Genomic DNA, 22,429 nt, shown 5'->3' on the forward strand with positions numbered 1-22,429 from the left:
GCTTAATTGCTAGCTGATTACACCTCTTCTGCCCGATTGAGCTGAGCATTCCTGCACCGTGTTTCAAGCCGTTAACGGGAGCTGCTCGGCAGTAAAAAGCCGAGGAAAGATTATGTAAAATGTTGCACCTCAACAATATCCTTTGAAAAAGAGGGGCGTAAAAAAGGCAGTTGTCCTTCTAAAACTCCTAGCTATGAAAGTTATATCACCTCGCATGCACGGCATGCTCGACTACGGTACCATTGCCATTTTCGCTTTGGCTCCCACGCTCTTCCACTTCGCTGGTCCTTATGCCACGGCGTGCTATGTGCTGGCAGCTGGCTACTTGCTGATTACGCTCATGACCGATTTTCCAATGGGCGTAATTCGTATGATTCCGTTTCCAATACACGGTGGCTTAGAGCTGATAAGTGGTCTGGCGCTGTTGGCAGCTCCCTTCATCTTCGGTTTTCACGATGATAACACGGTCGCGCGTAACTTCTTTATGATCATGGGCGTGGTGTTCCTGGGTGCTTGGATGCTCACTGACTGGCGCGCCGATACGCATACCCACACGCACAACAACATGATGCCCCAGCACTAAGCTGGCCGGTATTTCATCTGAAAAGAGCTCGATAGTCTCTGCTGTCGGGCTCTTTTAGCGAGACAGCTACACGTTTACTTCACCCATACTCTTTTCCAATATGAAGATCCTCTCATCGACGGCCCACGGCTTTGTAGATATCGCCTTTATCACGGTGCTGACCATGGCCCCCATCATGTTCGACTTGGAGCCGGCCGTTGATACGGCTTGTTTCGTGCTGGCCGGAGGCTATTTGCTTATCACGTTGCTCACTGATTTCCGGCTTGGGTTATTCAAGCTGATTCCGTTTCCGGTACATGGAATGCTCGATTTGCTCACGGGCCTGGCGTTGCTGGCTGCGCCCTTTCTGTTCCATTTTGAGGCAGGTAGCGCCGAGCGAAATCTGTCGTGGGCGCTAGGGGCGGTTTCGGTCGTAACTTGGTTTATCACCGACTGGAAAGGCCGTACGCGTAGCATGATGACCGACCAAGGCTAATTCATAGCTCTGCCATTGGCAACGCAAAGCGCCCGGAACTCCGCAAGGAATGCCGGGCGCTTTGGTGTACTATAGGGGGTAGTAAAGTGGCTAGCGTCGGTACGTGAAGCCGATGAAAAACTCGCGGTCTGATTCTCGGTTTAGGGCCAAATGAGCGCCTAGGTCAACCTGCAGGTTTTCGTTTAGGCTGAAGATGGGAGCGAAGTTCAGGGAAGAGCGCCAGTTGCGGCTTTGGGCATCCCATTGCGTAACGCCTTCTACCAGAAAGCTGAATACGTCGCTGAACTCATGATCCAACGCGACGGAGGGCATCATCCGGACGTAATGCTTGCCCTGTTCCCGGTCGTAGTTCAGGTCCGATTCAATCTGGAGGTCTAGGTTATACTTGTGAGGTAGCTCGATGTTCACGGGCAAAATCAGGCCACCTTCCATGGCCCCGCTTCCGGCTTTGCCACCAGTTGGCAGGCGCGTATAGGCCACTATGGCTATGGCAATCGGGCCATCCTGGTCATCGCCAATGAAGTTGTGCTTTAGGCGCAGGGCCACGTCGCCGAAGCCGGCCTCGCGCTGCCAGTCAGCGCCTTCCGTTTCCCGCTCTTTCGCAACTTTATACAGCGGCACTTCCAGCTGCACATCAGTTCGGCGGCTTAGGCCCAGTTTCAGGGTAGTGTAGGCCGCTTTCCACTCCCGGCTTCTTGACTCGCCCTCGCGGGTGTTAATGAGGCGCAGCGCATCGGTTTCTAGCTGAAAGTGGCCAGCATCAACGGTAAACGGGCTTTCTGTTACGCCGGGGCGGTCGGGCCGCAGGGGGCGCAGCTGGTTGCGCGGTACGGGCTTGAACAGATTGAAATGGGCGGAGTCGTAGGGACAGGTTTTGGGTTTTTCCTGGGCTAGGGCCACAGGCCCCGAAGCCAGGAGGCTCATCAGAGCCACGTAACGTAAAACAGACATAGGAGTGAGGGGAGAAAAGAGTGCGGTGCCCCTCATACGCATGCTAGCAGGCAATAGGTGCTAAGGCTGAGCCTAGAAAAAACAACTTCTTGTCATGCAGTTCATAATGCGTAGCGCACGCCCAAAAACAGCCGCCGACCCTGCAACGGCGCGAAGTTGTAGCTGGTATCGAAGGTGTAGCCCTGGGGGTTATCTACCCCCACATTTTTGTCAAACGGATCGAAGGGGCGCAGCAAAGCATGGCGGGGCAGAAAGTTGAAGATGTTTTTCAGGCCCCCGTACAGCTCTAGCCCTTCCTTCAGCTTGCGGGTTGCCTGCACGTTCTGCAGGGCAAACCACGGCGAGCGGCTGGGGCGGAAATCATTCGGGAAAACGGGCAGGGCCATGGGGCTGCTCACCTGGCCGGTATAGTCGAGGCTGAGGCCTAGGCGCTCCAGGGCGTAACTCACGGCCCAGGTACCCGAGAAGGGTGGCGAGTGAAACTGTGCCAGCCGCTGGGTTGGACCGTCTTCCTGTGGGCGCTCTTTCCGGAACACATCCAACACAGTTACGCCCACCATCAGCTTAAGGGGCCGGCTAAACACTAGGTCAGTATTGAGCGTGAACCCCCGGCTCACGGCATACCCGTTCAGGTTACGGTACACAATCTGGTTGGGGTCGGTGTCGTAGTCGGGGCTGATTTTGTTGGTGAAGTAGGTGTAGAACACGCTGCCATCGAGGGTGAGCGTACCACCGCTTGGGAGCTGGAAAAAGCGGTTATAGTTGATGTTCACGTTCCAGCTGCGCTCCGGCTTCAGGGCCTCAGGCACTACTACCTGCCGGGCTCCTGTGAGAGCAGCGTGGTCTTCCGTGAACAAGTTCACTACCCTATAGCCGTTGCCCAACCCTACCCGCCACACGCGGCTGCCATCGGGTAGGCCCCACTTGTAGTTCAGGCGCGGACTCAGGATGCTACCGTGGCTAGAGTTGTAGTCGTAGCGTAGGCCGGCCAGTAGGGTGGCATCTGGTGTAAGGCGCCACTCATCCTGCACGAAAGCACCGGGCAGCTGTATCAAATCGGGAGCATTGCGGGGCGCATCTTGGGAGGTAGTAGCCGTAGCGGGCGTGTTGTCGTCGTACCAAGTGGTGCGGTAGGTAGCGCCGGCCAGCAGGTTGTGCCGAATGCTGAGCTCCTTGGCCCACGTCAGTTGCCCGAACCCTACACGCTGCAAGGCTCGGTACAAAGTAGTGCCGTAGGCCGAGTTCTGGTGGTGCTGATTGAAAGTGCCGCTCAGCATCAGTTTCTGGCCACGCACCGGCAGTTGGTATTGGCCCAGCAGCTCGTAGCGGCTGGTGTACACGCTTTCCCCATACACGCTATCAAGGCCGCGGTGCTCCGGGCTCCAGTTGAGCTGGCCTCCGAAACGGTCTTCATAATAATAGCGGCCGGCTACGTTGGCCACACGCTGCTCGGGCCGCGCCCAGGTCCATTTGTTGAACACTGAGACGCGCTTCTGAATGGGCACATCCGTGAAGCCGTCGTCGTTCACGTCGCGGCGCTGGTTGTAGTGGTAGAGGCTAGTGCTGAGCAGGGTAGAGGCTGTTCCGACTTTTCGCGCTACCCCCAGGTCTAGGTTCACGTCGCGGTGCGAGGTGCCAAACAGGTCGGCGGAAAAGCGCGGTGCTTTCGCTGGGTTTTTGGTAATGACGTTGATCAGGCCGCCCACTGCTTCGGAACCATACAGCGTGGAGGCCGGACCTTTCACTACCTCTACTCGTTCAATAAGGCTGCTCGGGATGCCACTCAGGCCATACACTGTGCTCAGGGAGCTTACCAGCGGCATGCCATCAATGAGCACCATCGTGTAGGGCCCTTCCAGCCCGTTGATATGGATGTCGCCGGTGCCGCATACGTTGCAGTTGAGCTGGGGCCGTACCCCGTTTATCATCGCTAGGTTCTCAAACAAACACACTGCGGGGTTTTTCCGGAACAGTTTCGGCGAATACAGCTCCACCGCTACCGGCGACTCGCTGCGGATCACCTCATTCAGCGTGCCGCTTACCACTACGTCGCCTAAAGCATTGGCACCGGGGTTTAGGCTGAGGTTGAGGGTAGTGGTTTGCCCCGCCGATACGGTTACGTTGCGCTCCGTAGGTAGCAGCCCCACGGCGCTGCCCACCAAGCGGTGGTTGCCGGCTGGCACTTTTTCCAGTACAAAGCTGCCGTGCTCATTGGCCGTGGTGCCCAGCGTAGTGCCTTTCAGCCCGATGCTGGCAAACGGCACCTCTTTGCCCTCGGAGCGCACGACTCCCCGCACCGTTCCGAGCGACTGCGCCGCGGCCGTAAAGCTGCTTATCCAGAAGAGAATCCAAATGCAGAGTTGTTTCATATTAGGAAAGGCTGCTAATAATATTTAGATGAGTCTAAACCTGTGAGCCCGAAAAAAGCGCAGATGGTGCGCTTTTTTCAAGTGAAGTACTAGGGCAGTTTGCAGCGCAAACCGCTTACCCAAAGAAGGTTTCCCAGAGCAGGTACACGTTCAGAACAATGATGATAGCCGAAACTACCCACGCCAGCCACTGTACCCAGGGCTTGTTCACGAACACACCCATTTTGGCTTTGCTCCCCGTGAACATAACCAGCGGCACTACCGCGAAGCTGAGCTGAAACGACAAGATGACCTGACTAAGTACCAGCAGCTCCCCGGTACCTTTCTCGCCATACAACAGCGTTACAATGAGGGCCGGTACTACAGCAATGCCGCGCGTAATCAGACGGCGCAGCCAGGGCCGCAGGCGCAGGTTCAGGAAACCTTCCATCACAATCTGGCCGGCCAGCGTACCCGTGAGCGTGGAGTTCTGGCCAGATGCCAGCAGCGCCACAGCAAACACGGCTGAGGCTGCGCCGGCACCTAGTACCGGGGCAAGCAGCTCATGGGCCTGGTTGATGTCAGCTACATCGTGGCGGCCGTTTTTGTGGAAGGCAGCGGCAGCAGTTACCAGAATGGCGGCATTCACGAAGAACGCCAGAAACAGGGCCAGGGTACTGTCGATGGTTGCAAACTTGATGGCCATGCGCTTACCGGGCTCGGTTTGCTCAATGGCCCGCGTCTGCACAATGCTGGAGTGCAGGTACAGGTTGTGGGGCATGACGGTAGCACCCAAAATACCAATGGCAATGTAAAGCATGCCCGGCGTGGTGACTACCTCCGGCCGCGGCACCAACCCGGCCAAAATCCCAAAATAGTCAGGGTTCGAGACGATGATTTCATACACGAAGCAGCCGAAAATCAGTACAATCAGGCCGGCCACAATGCTTTCCAGTACCCGGAATCCTTTATTCTGAAACAGCAGCACTACCATCACATCCAAGATGGTAAGTACTACCCCCCAGGGCAGCGGCAACCCAAACAGCAGGTTCAGGGCAATGGCCGAGCCGATAACCTCGGCCAGGTCGCAGGCGGCAATGGCTACCTCGCACAGAAACCACAGCACCATCGAAACGGGCTTCGAAAAATGGTCGCGGCAGGCCTGGGCTAGGTCGCGGCCCGTTACAATGCCCAGCTTGGCGGCCAAGTGCTGCAGCAGCATGGCAAACAAGTTGGAAATCAGAATGACGGAAAGCAACGTATACCCGTAGCGCGAGCCGCCGGCGATGTCGGTGGCCCAGTTTCCGGGGTCCATGTAGCCTACTGCCACCATCAGGCCCGGCCCCCAGAAGGCCAGCAGCTTCCGCCAGAACGAGGCATCTTGGCCGGGCACCCGAATAGAGGCATACACTTCCTGCAACGAAGGCGCATTACGGGCATGCCGCCAGCCTGATTCGGGCGGCGGAGTGATGCTAGGTGGAGTTGTATCGGGAGGCGTTTGTAGGGTTGAAGGCATAAAGCTATCTACTAGGTCCGGCAAAGGTCCAAAGTGGCTGGTACTTACAAAGTAAGCGAATTTTAGCCTTGTCTAAATTTATTTTTAAGACAGTCTACATACTGTTTTTGTTTTGAAAAGTTGCGAGCCGACACATAAACCGGAATTTTCCCGGAATTTTGTTGCCCTCGTTCGTGTCATTCCTTGCCCGACCAGAAATCTGATTACCCGGCTCAGCCGGTATACGCTGGTTCCATCCTGTTTGCTTTCGAATGACGTCCCGCTTTGCTGCCCGCTCCATGTTCACGCTACCGCTCAAAACGCGGTATGCCCTGCTTTCCCTGGTAGTAAGCGTGGTACTGGTGGCCATAAAGTTTTATGCGTGGCTCCTGACTCGCTCACAAGCCGTATTAACGGACGCCCTCGAATCGATTATCAACGTGGTAGCCAGTGGCTTTGCGCTGTATAGCATCTACCTCGCTAGCCTGCCCAAAGACGAAAACCACCCCTACGGCCACGGCAAAATAGAGTACCTGTCAGTAGGCTTTGAAGGGGGCCTGATTCTGATGGCGGGTGTGTACATTTTCTACACCGCGCTGCAGTCATTGCTGCACCCGCACGCCATTGAGCGGCCCGACTGGGGCATGGTGCTGCTGGCCATTACGGCCGTAGTAAACTTGGGCACTGGGTTTCTGCTGATTCGGGCCGGGCGTACGCATCATTCTCCCACGCTGATTGGCGATGGGCAGCACCTGTATCTCGACGCCGTGAGCACTTTTGTATCGTGCGCTGCCCTGTTGCTGGTGCTATTCACTGGAAACGTGGTGTTCGACTCCGGGGCGGCGCTGCTGCTGGGCGTGTTCATTGTGGTAAATGGCTACCGCATGGTGCGCCGCTCCGTATCGGGGCTGATGGACGAGGCCGATGATGCCACTGTGCAGCACGTAGTGGCCGAGCTGCAGGAGCACCGCGAGCCCGCCTGGATAGACGTGCACAACCTGCGCGTGGTGCGCTACGGCGCCAATCTGCACATCGACTGCCACGTGACGATGCCCTACTATTTCAGCCTGGAGCAAACCCACGAGCAGGTGCACCGCATTGAGGTGCTGGTCGATCAGGAGTTTGAAGTGCAGGTAGAAATGTTTGTGCACGCCGACCCGTGCACCTTTGCCGCCTGCTCGCACTGCCACATGCCCGACTGCCCTGTGCGGCAGCACCCCTTCAGCCAGGAAATTCCCTGGACGATGGCCAACGTGGCAAAAAACGAGCGGCATCAGCTAGCCGAGCCAGTACAAGGGTAGCGCAATTATAGAGGGCTATCAGTCAGTTATTCTACCACTAGGCGCTGCGTAGCCGCACCCATCTTCACCGAATACACACCCGCCCGCAACCCCTGCAAAGGCAAGGTTACGATTGATTGGCCGGCCAGGAATTGGGTTGAGCGCACCGCGCGGCCTAGGGCGTCCTGTACTTCTACCGACGTGGTAGCCGTTGCGGGCGTGGGCAATTGTAGCGTGGCGGTTTGCTGCGCGGGGTTAGGCCAAAGGCTTAGGTTGCGGTTCTGCTTAGGGGTAGTAGAAGTGGGAACGAACGCCCGGTTTTCCAGCACCAGAATTCTATCATCGGTAGGAGCAGGGGTAATGCGGCCGTCGCGGTTGCTGGTGCCCACGTACACCCGGCCCTGCGGCGAAACGCAAATAGCGCGCAGCCGCCCGAAGCTGGTTAGGTAATCTGAAAAGGGCAGCGGAATGGCGTCGCCGGCCGCGTTCAGCGTGAGGGCTGTGAGGCGCGAAGCTTTCAGGGACAGCAATAACAGCTTGCCTTGCCAATCCGGAATAGCCGGTGAGTTGTAATACGTCAGGCCCGACACGCCCCGCGTAGGCGTCCAGACGGCCAATGGTTCGCGCACATTGTTAGCGGTGCAGAAGGCCTGTTCAGTGGCCCCGCTGCAAAGGCCCGCTACCGTGGGCCAGCCATAGTTGCGGTTTGGCTCAATCAGGTTCACTTCGTCATCCGTGTCGGGGCCGTGCTCTGAGCTATAAATACGGCCTCCCGGCCCCTGTACCAGGCCTTGTGGGTTGCGGTGGCCTAGCGTGTACACCAAACTCCCGGCCACCGGATTATCAGCCGGCACGGTTCCATCCAGGTTCAGGCGCAATATCTTGCCATTTAATGAAGCTGGGTTTTGCGCCTGGGGCTGTTGCTGCGCATCACCGGTGGTCATCAGCAACGTTTTATCGGGCAAAATGAGCAGGCGAGAGCCGCTGTGCGTGCTGGTGGCTGGTATATTGGCCAGCAGCACCAGTGGGCTGCCCAGCGTACCTGCCGCGTACGTTAGGCGCACCAGCTTTTCTTTGTAACCATTGTCGTTGTAGTTGTACACCACATACACGTACGGCGAGGTAGCAAAGTCGGGGTGCAAGGCCATGCCCAACAGGCCGCCTTCTAAGGAAGTAGCCACATCGGGCAGCGTAACCAGCGGCGTAACCTCACCCGAGGCAGGGTTCACACGACTGATGCGGCCACCCCGCTCCGTCATCCAGATAAAGTTATCGGGGCCCCACACTAGCTCCCATGGCACCTGCAAACCTGTAGTAAGGGCCGATACGGTTACCGTTGTGCTGCCCACCGGAAACGTGGTAAGCACCGGTGCCGTTTGGGCCTGCGCACAGGTGGCGCTAGCTACACCTATAACCATAGTCCAGATAAAGTTCAGGTGTTTCATAGTCAGGTTGTTGTGGCTTGATATGGTCAATAGAAGCTAACGTAGCGCCACAGATTTTGGATTACTCCTGCTGGAGTTTTAGCCTAAACTGCCTTTCTTACCCCAGTGCCTTACTAGGCACCATCCATGCCCAAAGCTCTTTTCCGCCCGCTATGTATACTGTCAGCCCCGATCCTGCCCGCCTCGATGTGGCGCTCATCCACCAATACTTATCTGAAGAGTCGTACTGGGCGAAAGGTATTCCGCGTGAAACAGTAGAGCGAGCTATTGCCAATTCGCTCACTTTCGGCGTCTATACTCCGGAAGGCGCGCAGGTGGCATTTGCCCGCGTAGTGACGGATAAGGCCACTTTTGCCTGGCTCTGCGACGTATTTGTGCTAGCCAACTACCGCGGGCAAGGCATCAGCAAGCAGCTGATGCAGGAGGTCTGGGCTCACCCTGAGCTGCAGGGCCTGCGCCGACACCTGTTGGCTACCCTGGATGCGCATAGCCTCTACCGGCAGTTTGGGTTTCAGGAGCTGGCGGCCCCGGAGCGCTACCTGGAAGTGCGGCGCCCCAATCCATACGGAGTGCCTACTGCCAATTAAGCAGGTGGCTCGGCATCGGAACATAAGCAAGACCGCTACGTCAGGAAAGCAACCTTTTCGGCGCCGAAAGCTTTCAGATACTACCTATATTTTCTATCCGAAGCCACTTTCCTTTACTTGCCCTGATCCGCTCTGCCCTATGAATACTACCCTGAGCGCCCGCTGGCACCGTCTCACTACCCCGCTACTGGCTGATAAGGACCGTCGCACGGCCACCTATCAGCAGCTGGCGGGCGCGTATGGTGCCTCCGACCGGCACTATCATGCCCTGCCACACGTGCGGGCGCTGCTGGATACCGTGAGTAAGCATGCCGCTTTGGTGCAGGATCGGGAGGTAGTGGAGCTGGCCGTGTGGTTTCATGATGCCGTGTATAGCACCCTGCGCGATGACAACGAAGCTCGCAGCGCTTTGCTGGCCCTGGAGTTTTTGGAGCACACCACGCTGCCAAAGGAGCGCCGCCAACGGGTAGCATTTCTGATTGAGTGTACCAAAGACCACACGCAGCCGCAGCTCCCCGACGCAGATCTGCACTTCTTTCTCGATGCTGACTTGCAGATCCTCGGCGCTCCGGAGGCCGACTACTGGCAATATGCCCGGCAGGTGCGCCAAGAGTATCGGCTGGTACCCGACTTTATGTATCGCCGTGGCCGCCGCAAAGTGCTGGAAAAGCTGCTCGGCGTCAGTGCGCTCTACCGGACCCCGCTTTTCCACGAGAAGCTGGATACCCAGGCCCGGCGCAATTTGCAGGCCGAGCTGAAAGCCTGGGAAAACGGCAGTGTATAAGCCGGCGGGCACTTAAGCCAGCAGCACAAGCTAGTGGATTGGGTAAAAGGCGAATGAAAGGCGCAACGCCCGTTGCGAAGGCGCGTCCATTGGGCGCTGTGTGCTATGTTGCAGCCTGATCTTCCCCCCCTCTGTCATGCCGAACCGTTACCGTTTAGTGCTGAGCGCCGTCCTAGGGCTGCTTGCGGGCCAAGCCCACAGTCAGCAGCTAGCTCCGCTTACCGTTGAGAAAATAATGCGCGACCCAGCCCAGTGGCTCGGCAACTCGCCCAGCAACGTTTCCTGGTCAGAAGATGGCAAGGCCATTTACTTCAGCTGGAACCCCGAAAAAGCGCGCCGCGACTCATTGTATACAATAGCGCCGAATGGCGGCAAGCCGCGCAAAGTAAGCCTGCGGGAGCAACTGAGCCTGCCCACCTCCAACGGCGAATACGACCAGCGCTACACCCGCAAAGTGTATGAGCGCGACGGTGACATCTATCTGCTAGACCTGAAAACGCAACGGGTACGGCGCGTTACGAATACGGCGGAACGAGAAACCGATGCGCAGTTTGCGCTGCTGGGTAAGCTAATAAGCTACACGCGGCAGGGCAACCTCTTCACATGGGACCCCGCTACCGGCGAAACGGTGCAGCGCACCGACTTCCGCTATGGCAACCGGCCCCGCATCGGCGAGCCCACCGACAAATCAGAGAAGTTCCTGAAAGCCCAGCAGCTGGCGTTATTTGAGGTATTGCGCGGCAAAGAGCAAGATGCCAAAGCCCGCCAACAACTACAGAAAGCCTTGGCTCGGCTGCGACCTAAGTCTATTTGGCTCGGCCAGCAAGTGGTGCGCAACCTGCGCCTCTCGCCCGATGGCCGCTACGTTACCTACACGCTGGTGCAGGAGCCAAGCGGCGAAAAACGCGCGCTGGTACCCAATTTCGTCACTACCTCGGGCTTCACCGAAGACATTAACACCCGCACCAAGGTGGGTGCTGCCCAAACGGCCTATGAGCTGGGCCTCTACGATATCGGGCGCGACACCACATTTGTATTAGGGTATAAAGAGCTGCAAGGCCTCGATGAGCAGCCAGCTTACCGCAAAGAGTACCAGCTGCAGGCCAAAGCGCCTACCCCCGCTGATACGGCAAAGGCCGGCAGCACGCGCAAAACCAAGCCGGCCACTGAAATGCGCCGTGTGGTGCCCTTCGGTCCGTTTTGGTCCGATAATGGGCAACACGCTTTCCTGGTCATCCGCAGCGCCGATAACAAGGACCGCTGGATTGTCAGCCTCGACCCCACCACCCAGAAAATTAAGCTGCTCGACCGCCAGCACGATGATGCCTGGATTAATGGCCCCGGCATTGGCTACGAAGACGGCAACGTAGGCTGGATGCCCGATAACCGCCGCATCTGGTTTCAGAGCGAGGAAACCGGCTTCAGCCACCTTTATACCGCCGATATTACCTCGGGCCAGAAGAAAGCCCTGACTAGCGGCCGCTGGGAAGTGCTCAAAGCCCAACTCAGCCGCGACCGGAAAACGTGGTACCTCACGGCCAATAAAACCCACCCCGGCGAGCAGCACTTCTACCGCATGCCCCTGGAAGGCGGCGCGATGACGCAGGTTACCACCCAAACCGGGGCTAGTGAAGTCACGCTTTCGCCGGATGAAAAAACGCTAGCCGTGCGCTACAGCACCTCCAACAAGCCTTGGGAGCTGTTCGTGATGGACAACAAGCCAGGGGCTAAGCTGCGCCAGCTCACGCATAGCACTACCCCCGAGTTCGAGAGCTACCCCTGGCGCGCCCCCGAAGTTATCAGCTACAAAGCCCGCGACGGAGCCGATGTGTATGCGCGCTTATACCGCCCTGCTAACCCCGTAGTGCAGGGCCCAGCCGTCGTTTTCGTGCACGGCGCCGGCTACCTCCAGAATGCGCACAAGTGGTGGAGCACCTACTTCCGGGAGTACATGTTCCATAACCTGCTCGTCGACAAAGGCTACACGGTGCTTGATATCGACTACCGCGGTTCCGCTGGCTACGGCCGCGACGTGCGCACGGGCATTTACCGCCATATGGGTGGCAAAGACCTCACTGATCAGGTAGACGGCGCCAAGCTCCTCACGGATAAATATAGCGTTAGTCCGCAGCGGATTGGTATTTACGGCGGCAGCTACGGCGGCTTTATCACCCTGATGGCCATGTTCACCCAGCCTGAGGTGTTTAAGGCCGGTGCCGCCCTGCGCTCCGTTACCGACTGGGCCCACTACAACCACGACTACACCGATAACATCCTCAACGAGCCCTACAATGACTCCTTGGCCTACGCCCGCTCTTCGCCTATCAACTACGCTGCCGGCCTAAAGGGCGCCTTACTCATGTGCCACGGCATGGTCGATACCAACGTGCACTTCCAGGATATTGTACGCCTCTCCCAAAAGCTGATTGAACTGAAAAAGGAAAACTGGGAGCTGGCGGTATATCCCGTCGAAGACCACGGTTTCGTGGAGCCCACTTCCTGGACCGATGAATACCGCCGCATCCTGAAGCTGTTTGAAACCAACTTGAACCCTAGCGCGCCAGCTACCGGCTCCACCGGCGGCCAGTAACGAATGGTCAAGTCGGCCACCTGAGGTACTACCCCTGGCGATAAGCTCAACATGCCTAGAGCTAGCCTTTGTGCGGTTTAGAGGAAAGCGTGACCTAGTAGGGTATTAGGTCACGCTTTTGCTTAAAGCTGTTTGGTGAGCAGGAAGCCACTGTACGCGTGGCCCTCCAGATTCCGTCCCTGAATGGGCAATACCGACAGGCTACTGCCATTTTTCTTGTGCAGTTGCGGAATCAATATGCCTGACAAAGCGCCGACGGTGTAGCCCACAATGTTATCAGACAGAAAGTGCTTGCCTGCCTCCATGCGCGTGTAAGCTACTGCTGCTGGCACCAGTGCCGCGGCGCCCCATACAAACGGCTCAGCCGGCGAGTCTGGGTTGAAATCGTGAAATACTTTGGCCGCAAAAAAGGTAGCCGTGGCAGTATGTGCCGTATGCCCCGCGAAAAAGGAGTTAGTTGAAATCTTACTGTTTCGGTCGCCGCCACCTTCTGGGCCATACAGAAATGGACGATACCGATACACATTTCCTACGGTTAGCGTGAAAGCAGCATCAGTGGCCACCAACGACTGCAGATAAAGCCCTAGCACTTGGCCGTAGTTTCCCCGGATGTCAGAGTTCAACGCTAGCAAGCCGGGCGCAACTACCAGAGCGCCATAGCAAAGGAAGTCGCCGGCCGTTTGGGCCGTATTGCTGTAGTTGCCGGCCGAAAAACGGTCAAACTTCGGGATGTCGTTTTTGTCTAATGCGGCCAGCTCCGCATTGGTAAGGCCGTTTTTTTGCTGAATTAGGTAAAGTCCTAGGCCACTGGCGGCGCCCAACCCCAGCGTGATGGGCGCGTCAACGGCAAAGCGCGTGCGGTACGGCGTGGTATTGCGCTGGGCTTGCGCCGTAGAGCAGGCCAGCGACAAAGAAATTACAAGCGAAAGTATCGTCTTAGTCATGTAGGAGGGGAGTAAGCAGAACAGTTGAGGCCTAAACGCAACTTTTGCCCAGAGGTTGGGGCCAGAAAATGAGGCTGCCCCGTGGTATTTGTCTGGTCCCACTACTTCTTGAGTCTCTTATACATTTAGAAAACTTGTAGCTTTGCGACCCTGCCTGACCTAGTCGTGGCGGCGGGGCAGGGGCTGCCGGCCCCTAGCGTACTTCTACCCTATAAGCTGATGCCGTACCTGTTCACCTCCGAATCCGTTTCGGAAGGCCATCCCGATAAAGTAGCTGACCAGATTTCCGATGCCATCCTCGACGAGTATTTGCGTCAGGATCCTACGGCAAAAGTTGCCTGCGAAACCCTAGTTACCACTGACTTTGCCCTAGTGGCGGGTGAAATCAAATCGACGGCTCACGTGAAGGCTGAGCCCATTATCCGCGAAGTTATTCGCCGCATTGGGTACAACAAGCCGGAATATCTCTTCAACGCCGATACCTGCGAGGTGATGAACCGCCTGCACGAGCAGTCGCCGGATATTAACCAAGGAGTGGAGCGTGCCAAGCCCGAGGAGCAAGGTGCCGGCGACCAAGGCATGATGTTCGGTTACGCCACCCGCGAAACCGAAAACTACATGCCACTGGCGCTCGATCTTTCGCATCGGTTGCTGCGTGAGCTGTCGGCCATTCGCAAAGCCGGCCAGGAAATGACTTACCTGCGTCCTGATGCCAAAAGCCAGGTAACCATCCGATACAACGACGACAACACGCCCGAAGCCATTGAAACCATTGTGGTAAGCACCCAGCACGATGAGTTTGATGCCAACGAGCAGACCATGCTCAAGCAGATTGAGCAGGATATTAAAACCATCCTGATTCCGCGCGTGAAAGCGCAGCTGGGCCAGGAAGTGCAGGACCTCTTCACCAAGGACATCACCTATCACATCAACCCCACGGGCAAGTTCGTGATTGGTGGCCCTCATGGCGACTCCGGCCTCACCGGCCGCAAAATCATCGTGGACACTTACGGTGGCAAGGGCGCCCACGGCGGCGGTGCTTTCTCCGGCAAAGATTCCTCTAAAGTAGACCGCTCAGCCGCGTACGCGGCCCGCCACATTGCTAAGAACCTGGTAGCCGCCGGCGTGGCAGATCAGGTGTTGGTGCAGGTAGCCTACGCCATTGGGGTAGCCGAGCCGGTTGGCGTGTTTGTAACCACCTACGGCACTACCAAAGTTACTGGCGCCTTCGGGCATCTGCTCACCGACGGCGAAATCGCCGCCAAGGTGCAGCGCATTTTTGATCTGCGTCCTTATGCCATTGTAAAGCGCTTGGGCCTGCAGAACCCGATTTTTGCCGAGTCGGCTGCGTATGGCCACATGGGTCGTCAGCCCGGTACCAAGCAGGTACAGGGCGCTGATGGCACTTCCCGCACCGTAGAAACCTTCACGTGGGAAAAGCTGGACTATGTTGACGCCATTAAGGCAGAGTTCGGCCTATAAGTTACCCTAGTAAACCAGTAGCAAAAAGCCCCAACCTTCTTCAAGGTTGGGGCTTTTTTTATAGCGCGTGGTCTGCGCGTCTAAATAGCAGGACGCTTAATGAGCAGTTAACTTTTCTTTATAGCGCGTGATCTGGCGCTTGAGGCTGTCGGCCGCGGCATCGGTAGCCGCTTCAAAGGTACCGGCATCTTCCTGGGAGAAAAGGGTAGAGCCTGGCACGAAGAGCTTAATCTCCACCGTCTTATTGGCAATACCATCTTTATTGTTCAGGCGCAGAATAACTTCGCCTTCTGTCACGCGGTCATAGAAGGTTTCGAGTTTATCGAGGCGCTTCTGGATGAAGTCGAGCAGTTTCTGGTCGGCATCAAAATGCACCGATTGCATCTGTACTTTCATCGGTCGTGGGGTTAAGAGTAAATGAAGAAACAAATCAGGCCTTTGGGTGGGCCTTTTCAAAAACAGATTTCAATTTGTCAATACTCAGGTGAGTATATACCTGAGTGGCAGCCAGGTTGGCGTGCCCAAGTAGCTCTTTGATGGCGTTTAGATCGGCTCCTTTGCCTAGTAAATGGGTGGCAAAGGAATGGCGCAACACGTGTGGGTGCTGCTGCCCAGAAGCAGTAGTAATTTGACTTAAATAGTGCTTTACTGTCCGATATACAAACTTTTCATAGAGCGGCTCTCCTTTATCCGTAACGAGTAGGGACCGGCGCACGTTGCTCTCCGAGCCAAATTCGCGTTGTTTTTGGCCTATATAGCGTTCTAGCACTAGAAGGAGTGTTGGGTTAAGGGGCACTACCCGTTGCTTGTTGCCTTTGCCAGTTACGCGCACCGTGTGCCCAGTTAAGCTAAGGTCATCGTGGCCGATGCCAATAAGCTCTGAGAGGCGAATGCCAGTGCCATAAAGCAGCTCCAATATCAGTTGGTCGCGGACTCCATCAAACGTAGTTGGAAACTCGAATGTATTCAGCAATGCATTCAATGAATCTTCCGGCACAAAATCAGGAAGCTTCTTGGCCACTTTCGGTGAAGTGATGCGTAGCATTGGGTTTTTCTGTACCGCGCCAGTACGCAGCAAAAATTTGTAGTAAGAGCGCAGGCAGGCTATTTTCCGATTGACCGTCCGCGGGTCTTGGTGCTGCTGCATGAGTTCTACTACCCATGAGCGAATTAAAGTATGATCGGCCTGGGTAGCATCAGCTAGCTCATAGGTGGTCTGCAGGAAGGCTGCAAACTGCCGTAAATCAGTCTGGTAAGAGAGGACGGTATGAGGGCTGTAGCGCCGCTCAAATCGCAAGTAGTCAAAAAACAATTCCATATTTCCGGCTCCGACTGTTGAGGTCAGATATCCAATGTATGGAATTCAACGCAGGAAAAAAACACAATACTGCGCACACGAAAAAACCCGCTGATTTGCGCCAGTGGGGCAAATCAGCGGGTTTTTTCGTCCTAGCTTGAGCAGCGGAAGCCGACTACGCTTCGGTAGCGTCGGGGCCGTAGGTGGCTAGCTTGTAGATAGCCTTCTGCTTCTGCTTACGATTGGTGATGGAAGGCTTCTGGAAGAAGGTGCGGCGACGCAGCTCTTTCAGAACGCCGGTGCGCTCAAATTTCTTTTTGAAGCGCTTGAGCGCACGGTCAACCGACTCGTTTTCTTTGATTTGGACGATGATCATATCTTCAGTGAACTTAGGAACCCGAACTTGGAGGGGCCGCAAAGATAGATAATGATACTAAATGATGCAAATGATAAAGAATGCAAAAGGTAACAAGTCAGTAGAGTAGCCTCTTTCCTGCACCTGTTGCAGCACTTTACCCATTGTATCTACCTAGTATTTTACTTCAGCAGGGCGCGTGCAATCACCAGTTTTTGAATTTCCGACGTGCCTTCACCAATGGTGCACAGCTTGGCGTCGCGGTAATATTTCTCGGCTGGATAATCTTTGGTGTAGCCGTAGCCGCCAAAAATCTGCACGCCCTCGTTGGCTACCCGCACCGATACTTCCGACGCATACAGCTTAGCCATTGCTGACTCCAGGTTTACGTTCAGGCCGCGGTCTTTCATATCAGCGGCGCGGTACGTGAGCAGGGAGGCAGCCTCTATCTCGGTAGCCATATCAGCTAGCTTGAAGCTAATGCCCTGGAAATTGCTAATGGGCTGGTTAAACTGATGACGCTCTTTGGAGTATTGCAGAGCAGCTTCGTAAGCGCCTTGCGCAATACCAAGGCTAAGCGCCGCAATACTGATGCGACCGCCATCCAGCACCTTCAACGACTGCACGAACCCATCACCAACTTTACCAATTACATTCTCCTTCGGTACGCGGCAGTCGGTGAAAATTAGCTCGGTGGTTTCAGAGGCACGCATGCCTAGCTTATCTTCTTTCCGACCAGCTTCGAAGCCTGGCGTGCCGCGCTCTATAATAAAGGCAGTCATACCGTGCGAATCTCCCACTTCACCCGTGCGCGCAATCACGACGGCTACATTGCCGGTTTTGCCGTGCGTAATGAAGTTTTTGGCACCATTCAGCACATAGTGGTCGCCGTCCTCAATAGCTACAGTGCGCATATTGCCTGCGTCGGAGCCGGTGTTAGGCTCGGTAAGTCCCCAGGCGCCAATCCATTCACCTGAAGCCAGCTTCGGAAGGTATTTCTGCTTTTGTTCTTCCGAGGCGTGCTGCAGGATATGGCCCGTGCAAAGCGAGTTGTGTGCAGCCATACTCAGGCCAATACTGCCATCTATTTTGGCTAGCTCGGCAATGGCCGTAACATATTCTACATAGCCAAAGCCAGCGCCGCCATATTCCTGGGGTACCAATACGCCCATCAGGCCTAGCTCACCCAGTTTATGAAATACTTCTTTCGGAAATTCCTGTGTTTCATCCCAGCGCATCATGTGGGGCTTGATGTGCTGTGCGCCAAAGTCACGCACCATCTGGGCAATCATCGTCTGGTTTTCGGTTGCTACCAGTTCCATAGTACTAGGGGTGGGGTGGGAAATATGTGGGAAGGTACGACAAGAACCGGCACAGGCCGGTTTTGGGTCCGCGAAAGTAGGATTTTACTGCCGCACAAGCCAGTACAGTATTTAGTGCTAGAAGGCATGGATTTTGAAAGCGGGCACTAATTAGGTTACTTTGATGGTTTTTCAGGCAATTATCGGCATATGTAGCCACTGCCTTTCTGTTGTAAATCTGACTTTGGCTTGCCAGCCTACATGAATAAAACAACCTCTGGATACCTGCTGCGTCTGCTGATGCTATGCCTGCCTCTGGCGGCGCTTACTGTCTCTTGCACTACTTCTCGCGTAAGGCAGCAAAATATTCTGTTCCGTACGGATGGCACTGGTAGCATTGACACTGCTCGTTTGCGAGATGTAGTTAACCGGGCGGAACGTAACTACATCATTCAACCTAACGATTACTTGAGTGTTCGAGTGTTCACTAACAAAGGTGAGCGGATCTTGGATCCCAATGGCGAGTTGTTCTTCGGTTCACCCAACGGAACTAATACCGGTGGCGGCGGATTTAGTCGGCAAGGAACCTCAGGTATATCTGGGGGAGGTATGCAGCGTCAGGGCGGCCAGCAAGGTCAAGGTTCTGTGAACGGTCAGCAGGGAGGTACTGAATTTTTAGTCCAGCATGATGGCATTGTAAAGTTGCCAATGGTGGACTACGTGAAGATTTCAGGCTTAACGCTATTGCAAGCTGATAGCCTCTTGCAAGTAAAGTACACTGCTTTTTATAAAGATGTGTACGTCATCACCCGGGTTACCAACAACCGAATTGTAATTCTTGGTGCTACTGCGGGCGGAGCCAGGGTTGTGCAAATGCTTGATGATAATATGAATCTACTAGAAGTATTAGCTCAGGCTGGTGGCATCTCAGGTGGCTTTGTGGGGCCTAGTGGGGGTAGCGGCCAGTCAGGCCGCGCTGACAACATCCGCTTGATACGAGGTGACTTGAAGAATCCGCAGGTGCAAATCATCAACCTCACTACAATTGATGGTATGCGTCGGGCTAATCTTCAGGTAGAGCCAAATGACATTATTTACGTAGAACCTATTCGTCGTCCGTTCTATGAGGCTTTAGCTGACGCTACGCCGCTTTTCTCCTTCTTAGGAGGGCTGTCCGGACTGGCCACGCTTATCATCGCTATTTCAAGATAAGCTTCATAATCTCAACAGTTCCTTCGGGTTTCGCTGAAGGCAATTTTTACTACTCATTACTACATGGCGGCGAAAGAAGAAGCTGAACTGGAAGAACTAATTCGTAATTCAGGAGCTGAGCCAGACGAGGACGAAGGCGGAGGGTTTGACTTGACCATACTTTTCATGGTAGTGCGTAAAAGCCTGCCATGGATGCTACTGCTTATTTTACTTGGCCTAACAGCTTCTTGGTTGTTTTTACGCTATACCCAACCTATATATAAGTCCTCCTCAACTATTAAGATAGATGAGAAAACTGAAGCAGGTGTTCTAGGATTAGGCACAATTGGAGGGGCAGCGGAAAAGCAGCAAAGCATTACTAATCTTTCTGGTGAAGTTGAGCTTATTAAGTCTGATATTATCTATAGGCAACTGAAAGATTCATTACGCCTTGCTGTCAATTATTACGTGCAAGGAACAGTGCTTGAAAGTGAACTATATAAAAATTCTCCGTTTCGAATAGAATACACAGCTAGCCAAGATGCACACTACAATACTAAAGTAGGGGTACAATTTTTGCCTAATAGTCGTGTTCGTTTGCACTGGGTCGTTAATGATGCCGAGCAATCTGGTGAGTACATCATCGGAGAACAAATCTCAATTTTAGGATTTAAGCTGAGAATCTACCCTACTGCGTTCTTTAATCCGGAAGTTGCTGGTAGAGAATATTCCTTTGTAATCAATGATGATGCAAGTCTCAATGCATATTTAAGCCAAAACTTATTGGTTGAAATTGTAAATATTGATGCTAGTACAATAGGTATTTCTTTTACGGATCATAATCCAGTAAAAGCACGTGATATAGTTAATAAGACTGATTCAGTTTATCTGGTAGAGAAGCTAGAACGGAAAAAGGAGCAGGCCGCCCGTGCTACTCGCTATATTGATGATCGATTAGGGGAGAATAAGCAGGATTTGCAAAAGGCTGAGGAAGAAATGCAGGCTTTTGTCAAGAGAAACGGTACCTATGATGTCAAAGAAGAAGTAGGTCAGATTACTACTTTGCTAGAAACAGCAGAGGAGGAGCGCGAGAAACTACAGGAGCAGGCGGACATGCTGGCAAGCTTAGCCGTATTAATTGAGCAAAAGCAAATTACAACCAGAGAGGATGGCGATGTAACACAGGCAATTCCTGCATTAGCAGAACTCAAGGACGTTCAGTTAACACAGCGTATTACAGACTTGAGCAACTTGCAGATTGATTTGCAACGGGCAGAATTATCTTATCAGCCAGGTGCTACCACTGCTCTGCAGACGAAAGAATTGCAAATCACGAATACGAAACGAATTATTCGGGAATTGCTACAGAAAAACCAACAGCTGATCCGGAGGCAGCTAGCCAAGATGGATGCTAAAAGAGCGGAATTGGAGGGACGGCTACGCCAGTTGCCGGAGAGGCAGACGGAACAAGCGCGTTTACAGCGTCCCTTGGAGTTGTATGAGAAATACAACGTCAACATGATGGATAAGAAAATCGAATTTGGTATCGAGATGGCTGGAGCCACTGCCGATTTTCAAATTCTATCTCCTGCTACTACACCTAGCGTTCCAATTGCGCCGGTTAAAATGATGGTGTATGCCATTGGCTTGGCTGCTGGAATTGTACTAGGTTTAGGCTTAATAGCCGTTCGGTATTTATTGCACAATACGGTAACCAGTGCCAAAGAATTAGAGAGAAATACTACGGCATCTGTTTTAGGTATTATCCCTACGTATGATAGAGAAAAAATGAGTGTCTCTAAATTGGTAGTGGATAAGAATCCAAAGTCAGCTATTTCAGAATCAATTCGCTCGATTCGTACTAATTTGGAATTTGTTGCTTCTTCCAAAAAGAAACGGCTTATTTCTATTACCTCTACTGTGAGCGGGGAAGGTAAGACTTTCGTTACTGTTAACTTGGCGGGGATTATTGCTGCTTCAGATCAGCGCGTGGTCGTACTGGATCTTGATATGCGGAAGCCTAAAGTGAATTTGGCTTTTAATGCTGAAAACATTAAGGGGGTAAGTACTATTTTAATTGAAAAGCATACGTGGCAGGAGTGTATCCAGCACACTTCCATTCCGACCCTTGATTTTATTTCAGCGGGTCCGACGCCTCCAAACCCTTCTGAGTTAATTTTGAGTTCTCACTTTGATGAGCTTATTAATAATCTTCATATGCAGTATGATGTTGTGATTATTGATACGCCTCCTGTGGGTTTAGTAACCGATGGTATTCTTATTATGAGAAAGGCGGATGTTCCTATTTATATTGTTAGAGCTAACTATTCTAAGAAATCATATCTGAAAAACATTAATAAATTAATTCGGACAAATGGTTTTACCAAACTGTGCACTATTTTGAATGATGCCCAAGGTGGTGGAGGCTATGAGTATGGTTACGGGTATGGCTATGGCTATGGCCAAGGATATTATGAGGAGCCGACGGTAGCAAAAGGCTTATTCTCCCGCTTTCGAAAGCGCGCATCCTAATTCCATGCGGCGCTAGTAATGTCATTCTTTCAGAAATTATTCGGGCAAACTGCACACGACAACGGAGCCAGCATAACGCTGGCTCCGTTGGGCGTTGATATGCATTCTCATTTGCTGCCTGGGCTTGATGATGGAGCGGAAACGGTTGAACAGTCAGTAGAACTGCTGCGGCAACTGCAGGAACTGGGGTACCACAAGTTGGTAATGACGCCGCACATCATGGGTGACTTTTACCGCAATACGCCTGCTCAAATTAAGGAATCACTTGAGGTTTTGAAACGGGCCGCTTTGGCGGCGGGTATCACGGGCATGACCTTGGAATGCGCGGCCGAATATTACCTGGATGAATGGTTTGCTGAGAAAATGAACTCCGGAGAAGAGTTGCTCAGCTTCGGGGGCGACCAGCGTTATGTCCTGTTTGAAACGTCGTACATCAACGAGCCCTTCAACTTTCAGGAAACAGTTTTCAATCTGAAAGCCTCGGGGTACCAGCCCGTATTAGCCCATCCGGAGCGGTATACTTACCTGTATGGGCGTTTCGAGGAACTGATCAGAATACGGGAGGAAGGAGTACTGCTACAAGTAAACCTCAACTCGCTGGTAGGGTATTATTCCTCGGGAGCGAAGCGAGTGGCAGAAAAGCTAGTGGACGCGGGTATGGTAGATATGGTTGGAACTGATGCCCATAATGTGAAGCATCTGGACAACATCCGGACGAAGGTGCTGGCTAATCCATATTTGCCGAAGGTGCTGGCGCTTCCGCTTCTTAATAATACTTTATAGTTCCCA

The 22,429-nt window shown here is 53.9% G+C and carries 19 protein-coding genes; 10 read left to right on the forward strand and 9 right to left on the reverse strand.

What is annotated here, in order from left to right; genetic code table 11:
* Positions 1-193: 193 nt before the first annotated feature.
* Both ACYVGU_RS16580 and ACYVGU_RS16585 read left to right on the forward strand, forming a co-directional pair.
* Positions 194-583 carry an SPW repeat domain-containing protein gene (locus ACYVGU_RS16580; protein WP_460622977.1) on the forward strand — a complete coding sequence of 130 codons (390 nt, stop codon included), beginning with the start codon at positions 194-196 and terminating at the stop codon, positions 581-583.
* A 100-nt stretch (positions 584-683) separates the two neighbouring features.
* Positions 684-1,058 carry a hypothetical protein gene (locus ACYVGU_RS16585; RefSeq protein ID WP_460622978.1) on the forward strand — a complete coding sequence of 125 codons (375 nt, stop codon included), beginning with the start codon at positions 684-686 and terminating at the stop codon, positions 1,056-1,058.
* Between the two features lie 90 nt (positions 1,059-1,148).
* On the opposite strand, the gene ACYVGU_RS16590 is transcribed toward ACYVGU_RS16585, so the two are convergent.
* From ACYVGU_RS16590 to ACYVGU_RS16600, 3 genes are all read right to left on the reverse strand, one after another.
* Complete coding sequence (locus ACYVGU_RS16590) at positions 1,149-2,009, reverse strand: transporter (protein ID WP_460622979.1); 861 nt, start codon at positions 2,007-2,009, stop codon at positions 1,149-1,151.
* Between the two features lie 101 nt (positions 2,010-2,110).
* Positions 2,111-4,378, reverse strand: coding sequence for a TonB-dependent receptor (locus ACYVGU_RS16595; protein ID WP_460622980.1), 2,268 nt, complete (start codon positions 4,376-4,378; stop codon positions 2,111-2,113).
* Positions 4,379-4,493: 115 nt separating this feature from the next.
* Positions 4,494-5,873: an Nramp family divalent metal transporter gene (locus ACYVGU_RS16600; protein WP_460613752.1), complete on the reverse strand. Its 1,380-nt coding sequence runs from the start codon at positions 5,871-5,873 to the stop codon at positions 4,494-4,496.
* A gap of 251 nt (positions 5,874-6,124) precedes the next feature.
* Here ACYVGU_RS16600 and ACYVGU_RS16605 point away from each other — a divergent pair, with 251 nt between their 5' ends.
* Positions 6,125-7,153, forward strand: coding sequence for a cation diffusion facilitator family transporter (locus ACYVGU_RS16605; protein ID WP_460622981.1), 1,029 nt, complete (start codon positions 6,125-6,127; stop codon positions 7,151-7,153).
* 26 nt (positions 7,154-7,179) lie between these two features.
* Here ACYVGU_RS16605 and ACYVGU_RS16610 read toward each other — a convergent pair whose 3' ends face one another.
* Positions 7,180-8,577: a PQQ-dependent sugar dehydrogenase gene (locus ACYVGU_RS16610; RefSeq protein WP_460622982.1), complete on the reverse strand. Its 1,398-nt coding sequence runs from the start codon at positions 8,575-8,577 to the stop codon at positions 7,180-7,182.
* Between the two features lie 152 nt (positions 8,578-8,729).
* Between ACYVGU_RS16610 and ACYVGU_RS16615 the strand changes: the two genes are divergently transcribed.
* From ACYVGU_RS16615 to ACYVGU_RS16625, 3 genes are all read left to right on the forward strand, one after another.
* Positions 8,730-9,164: a GNAT family N-acetyltransferase gene (locus ACYVGU_RS16615; RefSeq protein WP_460622983.1), complete on the forward strand. Its 435-nt coding sequence runs from the start codon at positions 8,730-8,732 to the stop codon at positions 9,162-9,164.
* Between the two features lie 139 nt (positions 9,165-9,303).
* Positions 9,304-9,948 carry an HD domain-containing protein gene (locus tag ACYVGU_RS16620; RefSeq protein ID WP_460622984.1) on the forward strand — a complete coding sequence of 215 codons (645 nt, stop codon included), beginning with the start codon at positions 9,304-9,306 and terminating at the stop codon, positions 9,946-9,948.
* Between the two features lie 136 nt (positions 9,949-10,084).
* Complete coding sequence (locus ACYVGU_RS16625) at positions 10,085-12,538, forward strand: prolyl oligopeptidase family serine peptidase (RefSeq protein WP_460622985.1); 2,454 nt, start codon at positions 10,085-10,087, stop codon at positions 12,536-12,538.
* Between the two features lie 122 nt (positions 12,539-12,660).
* Here ACYVGU_RS16625 and ACYVGU_RS16630 read toward each other — a convergent pair whose 3' ends face one another.
* The gene (locus ACYVGU_RS16630; RefSeq protein WP_460622986.1) at positions 12,661-13,482 is read right to left on the reverse strand and encodes a phosphatase PAP2 family protein; all 822 of its coding nucleotides are present in this window, start codon (positions 13,480-13,482) and stop codon (positions 12,661-12,663) included.
* A 219-nt stretch (positions 13,483-13,701) separates the two neighbouring features.
* Between ACYVGU_RS16630 and metK the strand changes: the two genes are divergently transcribed.
* Complete coding sequence (metK, locus tag ACYVGU_RS16635) at positions 13,702-14,964, forward strand: methionine adenosyltransferase (RefSeq protein ID WP_460622987.1); 1,263 nt, start codon at positions 13,702-13,704, stop codon at positions 14,962-14,964.
* A 96-nt stretch (positions 14,965-15,060) separates the two neighbouring features.
* Here the strand turns inward: metK and hpf are convergent, their stop codons facing one another.
* The 4 genes from hpf to ACYVGU_RS16655 all read right to left on the reverse strand — a co-directional run bounded on the left by hpf (position 15,061) and on the right by ACYVGU_RS16655 (position 17,938).
* Positions 15,061-15,360 carry an HPF/RaiA family ribosome-associated protein gene (gene hpf / locus ACYVGU_RS16640; protein WP_460613760.1) on the reverse strand — a complete coding sequence of 100 codons (300 nt, stop codon included), beginning with the start codon at positions 15,358-15,360 and terminating at the stop codon, positions 15,061-15,063.
* 34 nt (positions 15,361-15,394) lie between these two features.
* Positions 15,395-16,282, reverse strand: a complete 888-nt coding sequence (locus tag ACYVGU_RS16645) for a site-specific integrase (RefSeq protein WP_460622988.1) — start codon at positions 16,280-16,282, stop codon at positions 15,395-15,397.
* 154 nt (positions 16,283-16,436) lie between these two features.
* Positions 16,437-16,637 carry a 30S ribosomal protein S21 gene (rpsU, locus tag ACYVGU_RS16650; protein WP_460613762.1) on the reverse strand — a complete coding sequence of 67 codons (201 nt, stop codon included), beginning with the start codon at positions 16,635-16,637 and terminating at the stop codon, positions 16,437-16,439.
* A gap of 161 nt (positions 16,638-16,798) precedes the next feature.
* The gene (locus ACYVGU_RS16655) at positions 16,799-17,938 is read right to left on the reverse strand and encodes an acyl-CoA dehydrogenase (protein WP_460622989.1); all 1,140 of its coding nucleotides are present in this window, start codon (positions 17,936-17,938) and stop codon (positions 16,799-16,801) included.
* A gap of 240 nt (positions 17,939-18,178) precedes the next feature.
* On the opposite strand from ACYVGU_RS16655, the gene ACYVGU_RS16660 reads away from it, so the two are divergent.
* The 3 genes from ACYVGU_RS16660 to ACYVGU_RS16670 all read left to right on the forward strand — a co-directional run bounded on the left by ACYVGU_RS16660 (position 18,179) and on the right by ACYVGU_RS16670 (position 22,423).
* Positions 18,179-19,129 (forward strand): polysaccharide biosynthesis/export family protein, encoded by a 951-nt coding sequence (locus ACYVGU_RS16660; RefSeq protein WP_460622990.1) that lies wholly within the window; start codon positions 18,179-18,181, stop codon positions 19,127-19,129.
* A 63-nt stretch (positions 19,130-19,192) separates the two neighbouring features.
* Positions 19,193-21,640 (forward strand): GumC family protein, encoded by a 2,448-nt coding sequence (locus ACYVGU_RS16665; RefSeq protein WP_460622991.1) that lies wholly within the window; start codon positions 19,193-19,195, stop codon positions 21,638-21,640.
* Between the two features lie 18 nt (positions 21,641-21,658).
* Complete coding sequence (locus tag ACYVGU_RS16670) at positions 21,659-22,423, forward strand: tyrosine-protein phosphatase (protein WP_460622992.1); 765 nt, start codon at positions 21,659-21,661, stop codon at positions 22,421-22,423.
* Positions 22,424-22,429 lie beyond the last annotated feature (6 nt).

It is taken from the genome of Hymenobacter tenuis, assembly GCF_054780495.1.

Bases quoted from the DNA above. Each gene is read 5' to 3' on its own strand.
- ACYVGU_RS16595 (WP_460622980.1), bottom strand. From the start codon at position 4,378: ATGAAACAACTCTGCATTTGGATTCTCTTCTGGATAAGCAGCTTTACG.
- ACYVGU_RS16620 (WP_460622984.1), top strand. From the start codon at position 9,304: ATGAATACTACCCTGAGCGCCCGCTGGCACCGTCTCACTACCCCGCTA.
- ACYVGU_RS16580 (WP_460622977.1), top strand. From the start codon at position 194: ATGAAAGTTATATCACCTCGCATGCACGGCATGCTCGACTACGGTACC.
- ACYVGU_RS16660 (WP_460622990.1), top strand. From the start codon at position 18,179: ATGAATAAAACAACCTCTGGATACCTGCTGCGTCTGCTGATGCTATGC.
- ACYVGU_RS16645 (WP_460622988.1), bottom strand. From the start codon at position 16,282: ATGGAATTGTTTTTTGACTACTTGCGATTTGAGCGGCGCTACAGCCCT.
- ACYVGU_RS16625 (WP_460622985.1), top strand. From the start codon at position 10,085: ATGCCGAACCGTTACCGTTTAGTGCTGAGCGCCGTCCTAGGGCTGCTT.
- metK (WP_460622987.1), top strand. From the start codon at position 13,702: ATGCCGTACCTGTTCACCTCCGAATCCGTTTCGGAAGGCCATCCCGAT.
- ACYVGU_RS16585 (WP_460622978.1), top strand. From the start codon at position 684: ATGAAGATCCTCTCATCGACGGCCCACGGCTTTGTAGATATCGCCTTT.
- ACYVGU_RS16665 (WP_460622991.1), top strand. From the start codon at position 19,193: ATGGCGGCGAAAGAAGAAGCTGAACTGGAAGAACTAATTCGTAATTCA.
- rpsU (WP_460613762.1), bottom strand. From the start codon at position 16,637: ATGATCATCGTCCAAATCAAAGAAAACGAGTCGGTTGACCGTGCGCTC.
- ACYVGU_RS16655 (WP_460622989.1), bottom strand. From the start codon at position 17,938: ATGGAACTGGTAGCAACCGAAAACCAGACGATGATTGCCCAGATGGTG.
- ACYVGU_RS16605 (WP_460622981.1), top strand. From the start codon at position 6,125: ATGACGTCCCGCTTTGCTGCCCGCTCCATGTTCACGCTACCGCTCAAA.
- ACYVGU_RS16600 (WP_460613752.1), bottom strand. From the start codon at position 5,873: ATGCCTTCAACCCTACAAACGCCTCCCGATACAACTCCACCTAGCATC.
- ACYVGU_RS16670 (WP_460622992.1), top strand. From the start codon at position 21,659: ATGTCATTCTTTCAGAAATTATTCGGGCAAACTGCACACGACAACGGA.
- ACYVGU_RS16610 (WP_460622982.1), bottom strand. From the start codon at position 8,577: ATGAAACACCTGAACTTTATCTGGACTATGGTTATAGGTGTAGCTAGC.
- ACYVGU_RS16615 (WP_460622983.1), top strand. From the start codon at position 8,730: ATGTATACTGTCAGCCCCGATCCTGCCCGCCTCGATGTGGCGCTCATC.
- hpf (WP_460613760.1), bottom strand. From the start codon at position 15,360: ATGAAAGTACAGATGCAATCGGTGCATTTTGATGCCGACCAGAAACTG.
- ACYVGU_RS16630 (WP_460622986.1), bottom strand. From the start codon at position 13,482: ATGACTAAGACGATACTTTCGCTTGTAATTTCTTTGTCGCTGGCCTGC.
- ACYVGU_RS16590 (WP_460622979.1), bottom strand. From the start codon at position 2,009: ATGTCTGTTTTACGTTACGTGGCTCTGATGAGCCTCCTGGCTTCGGGG.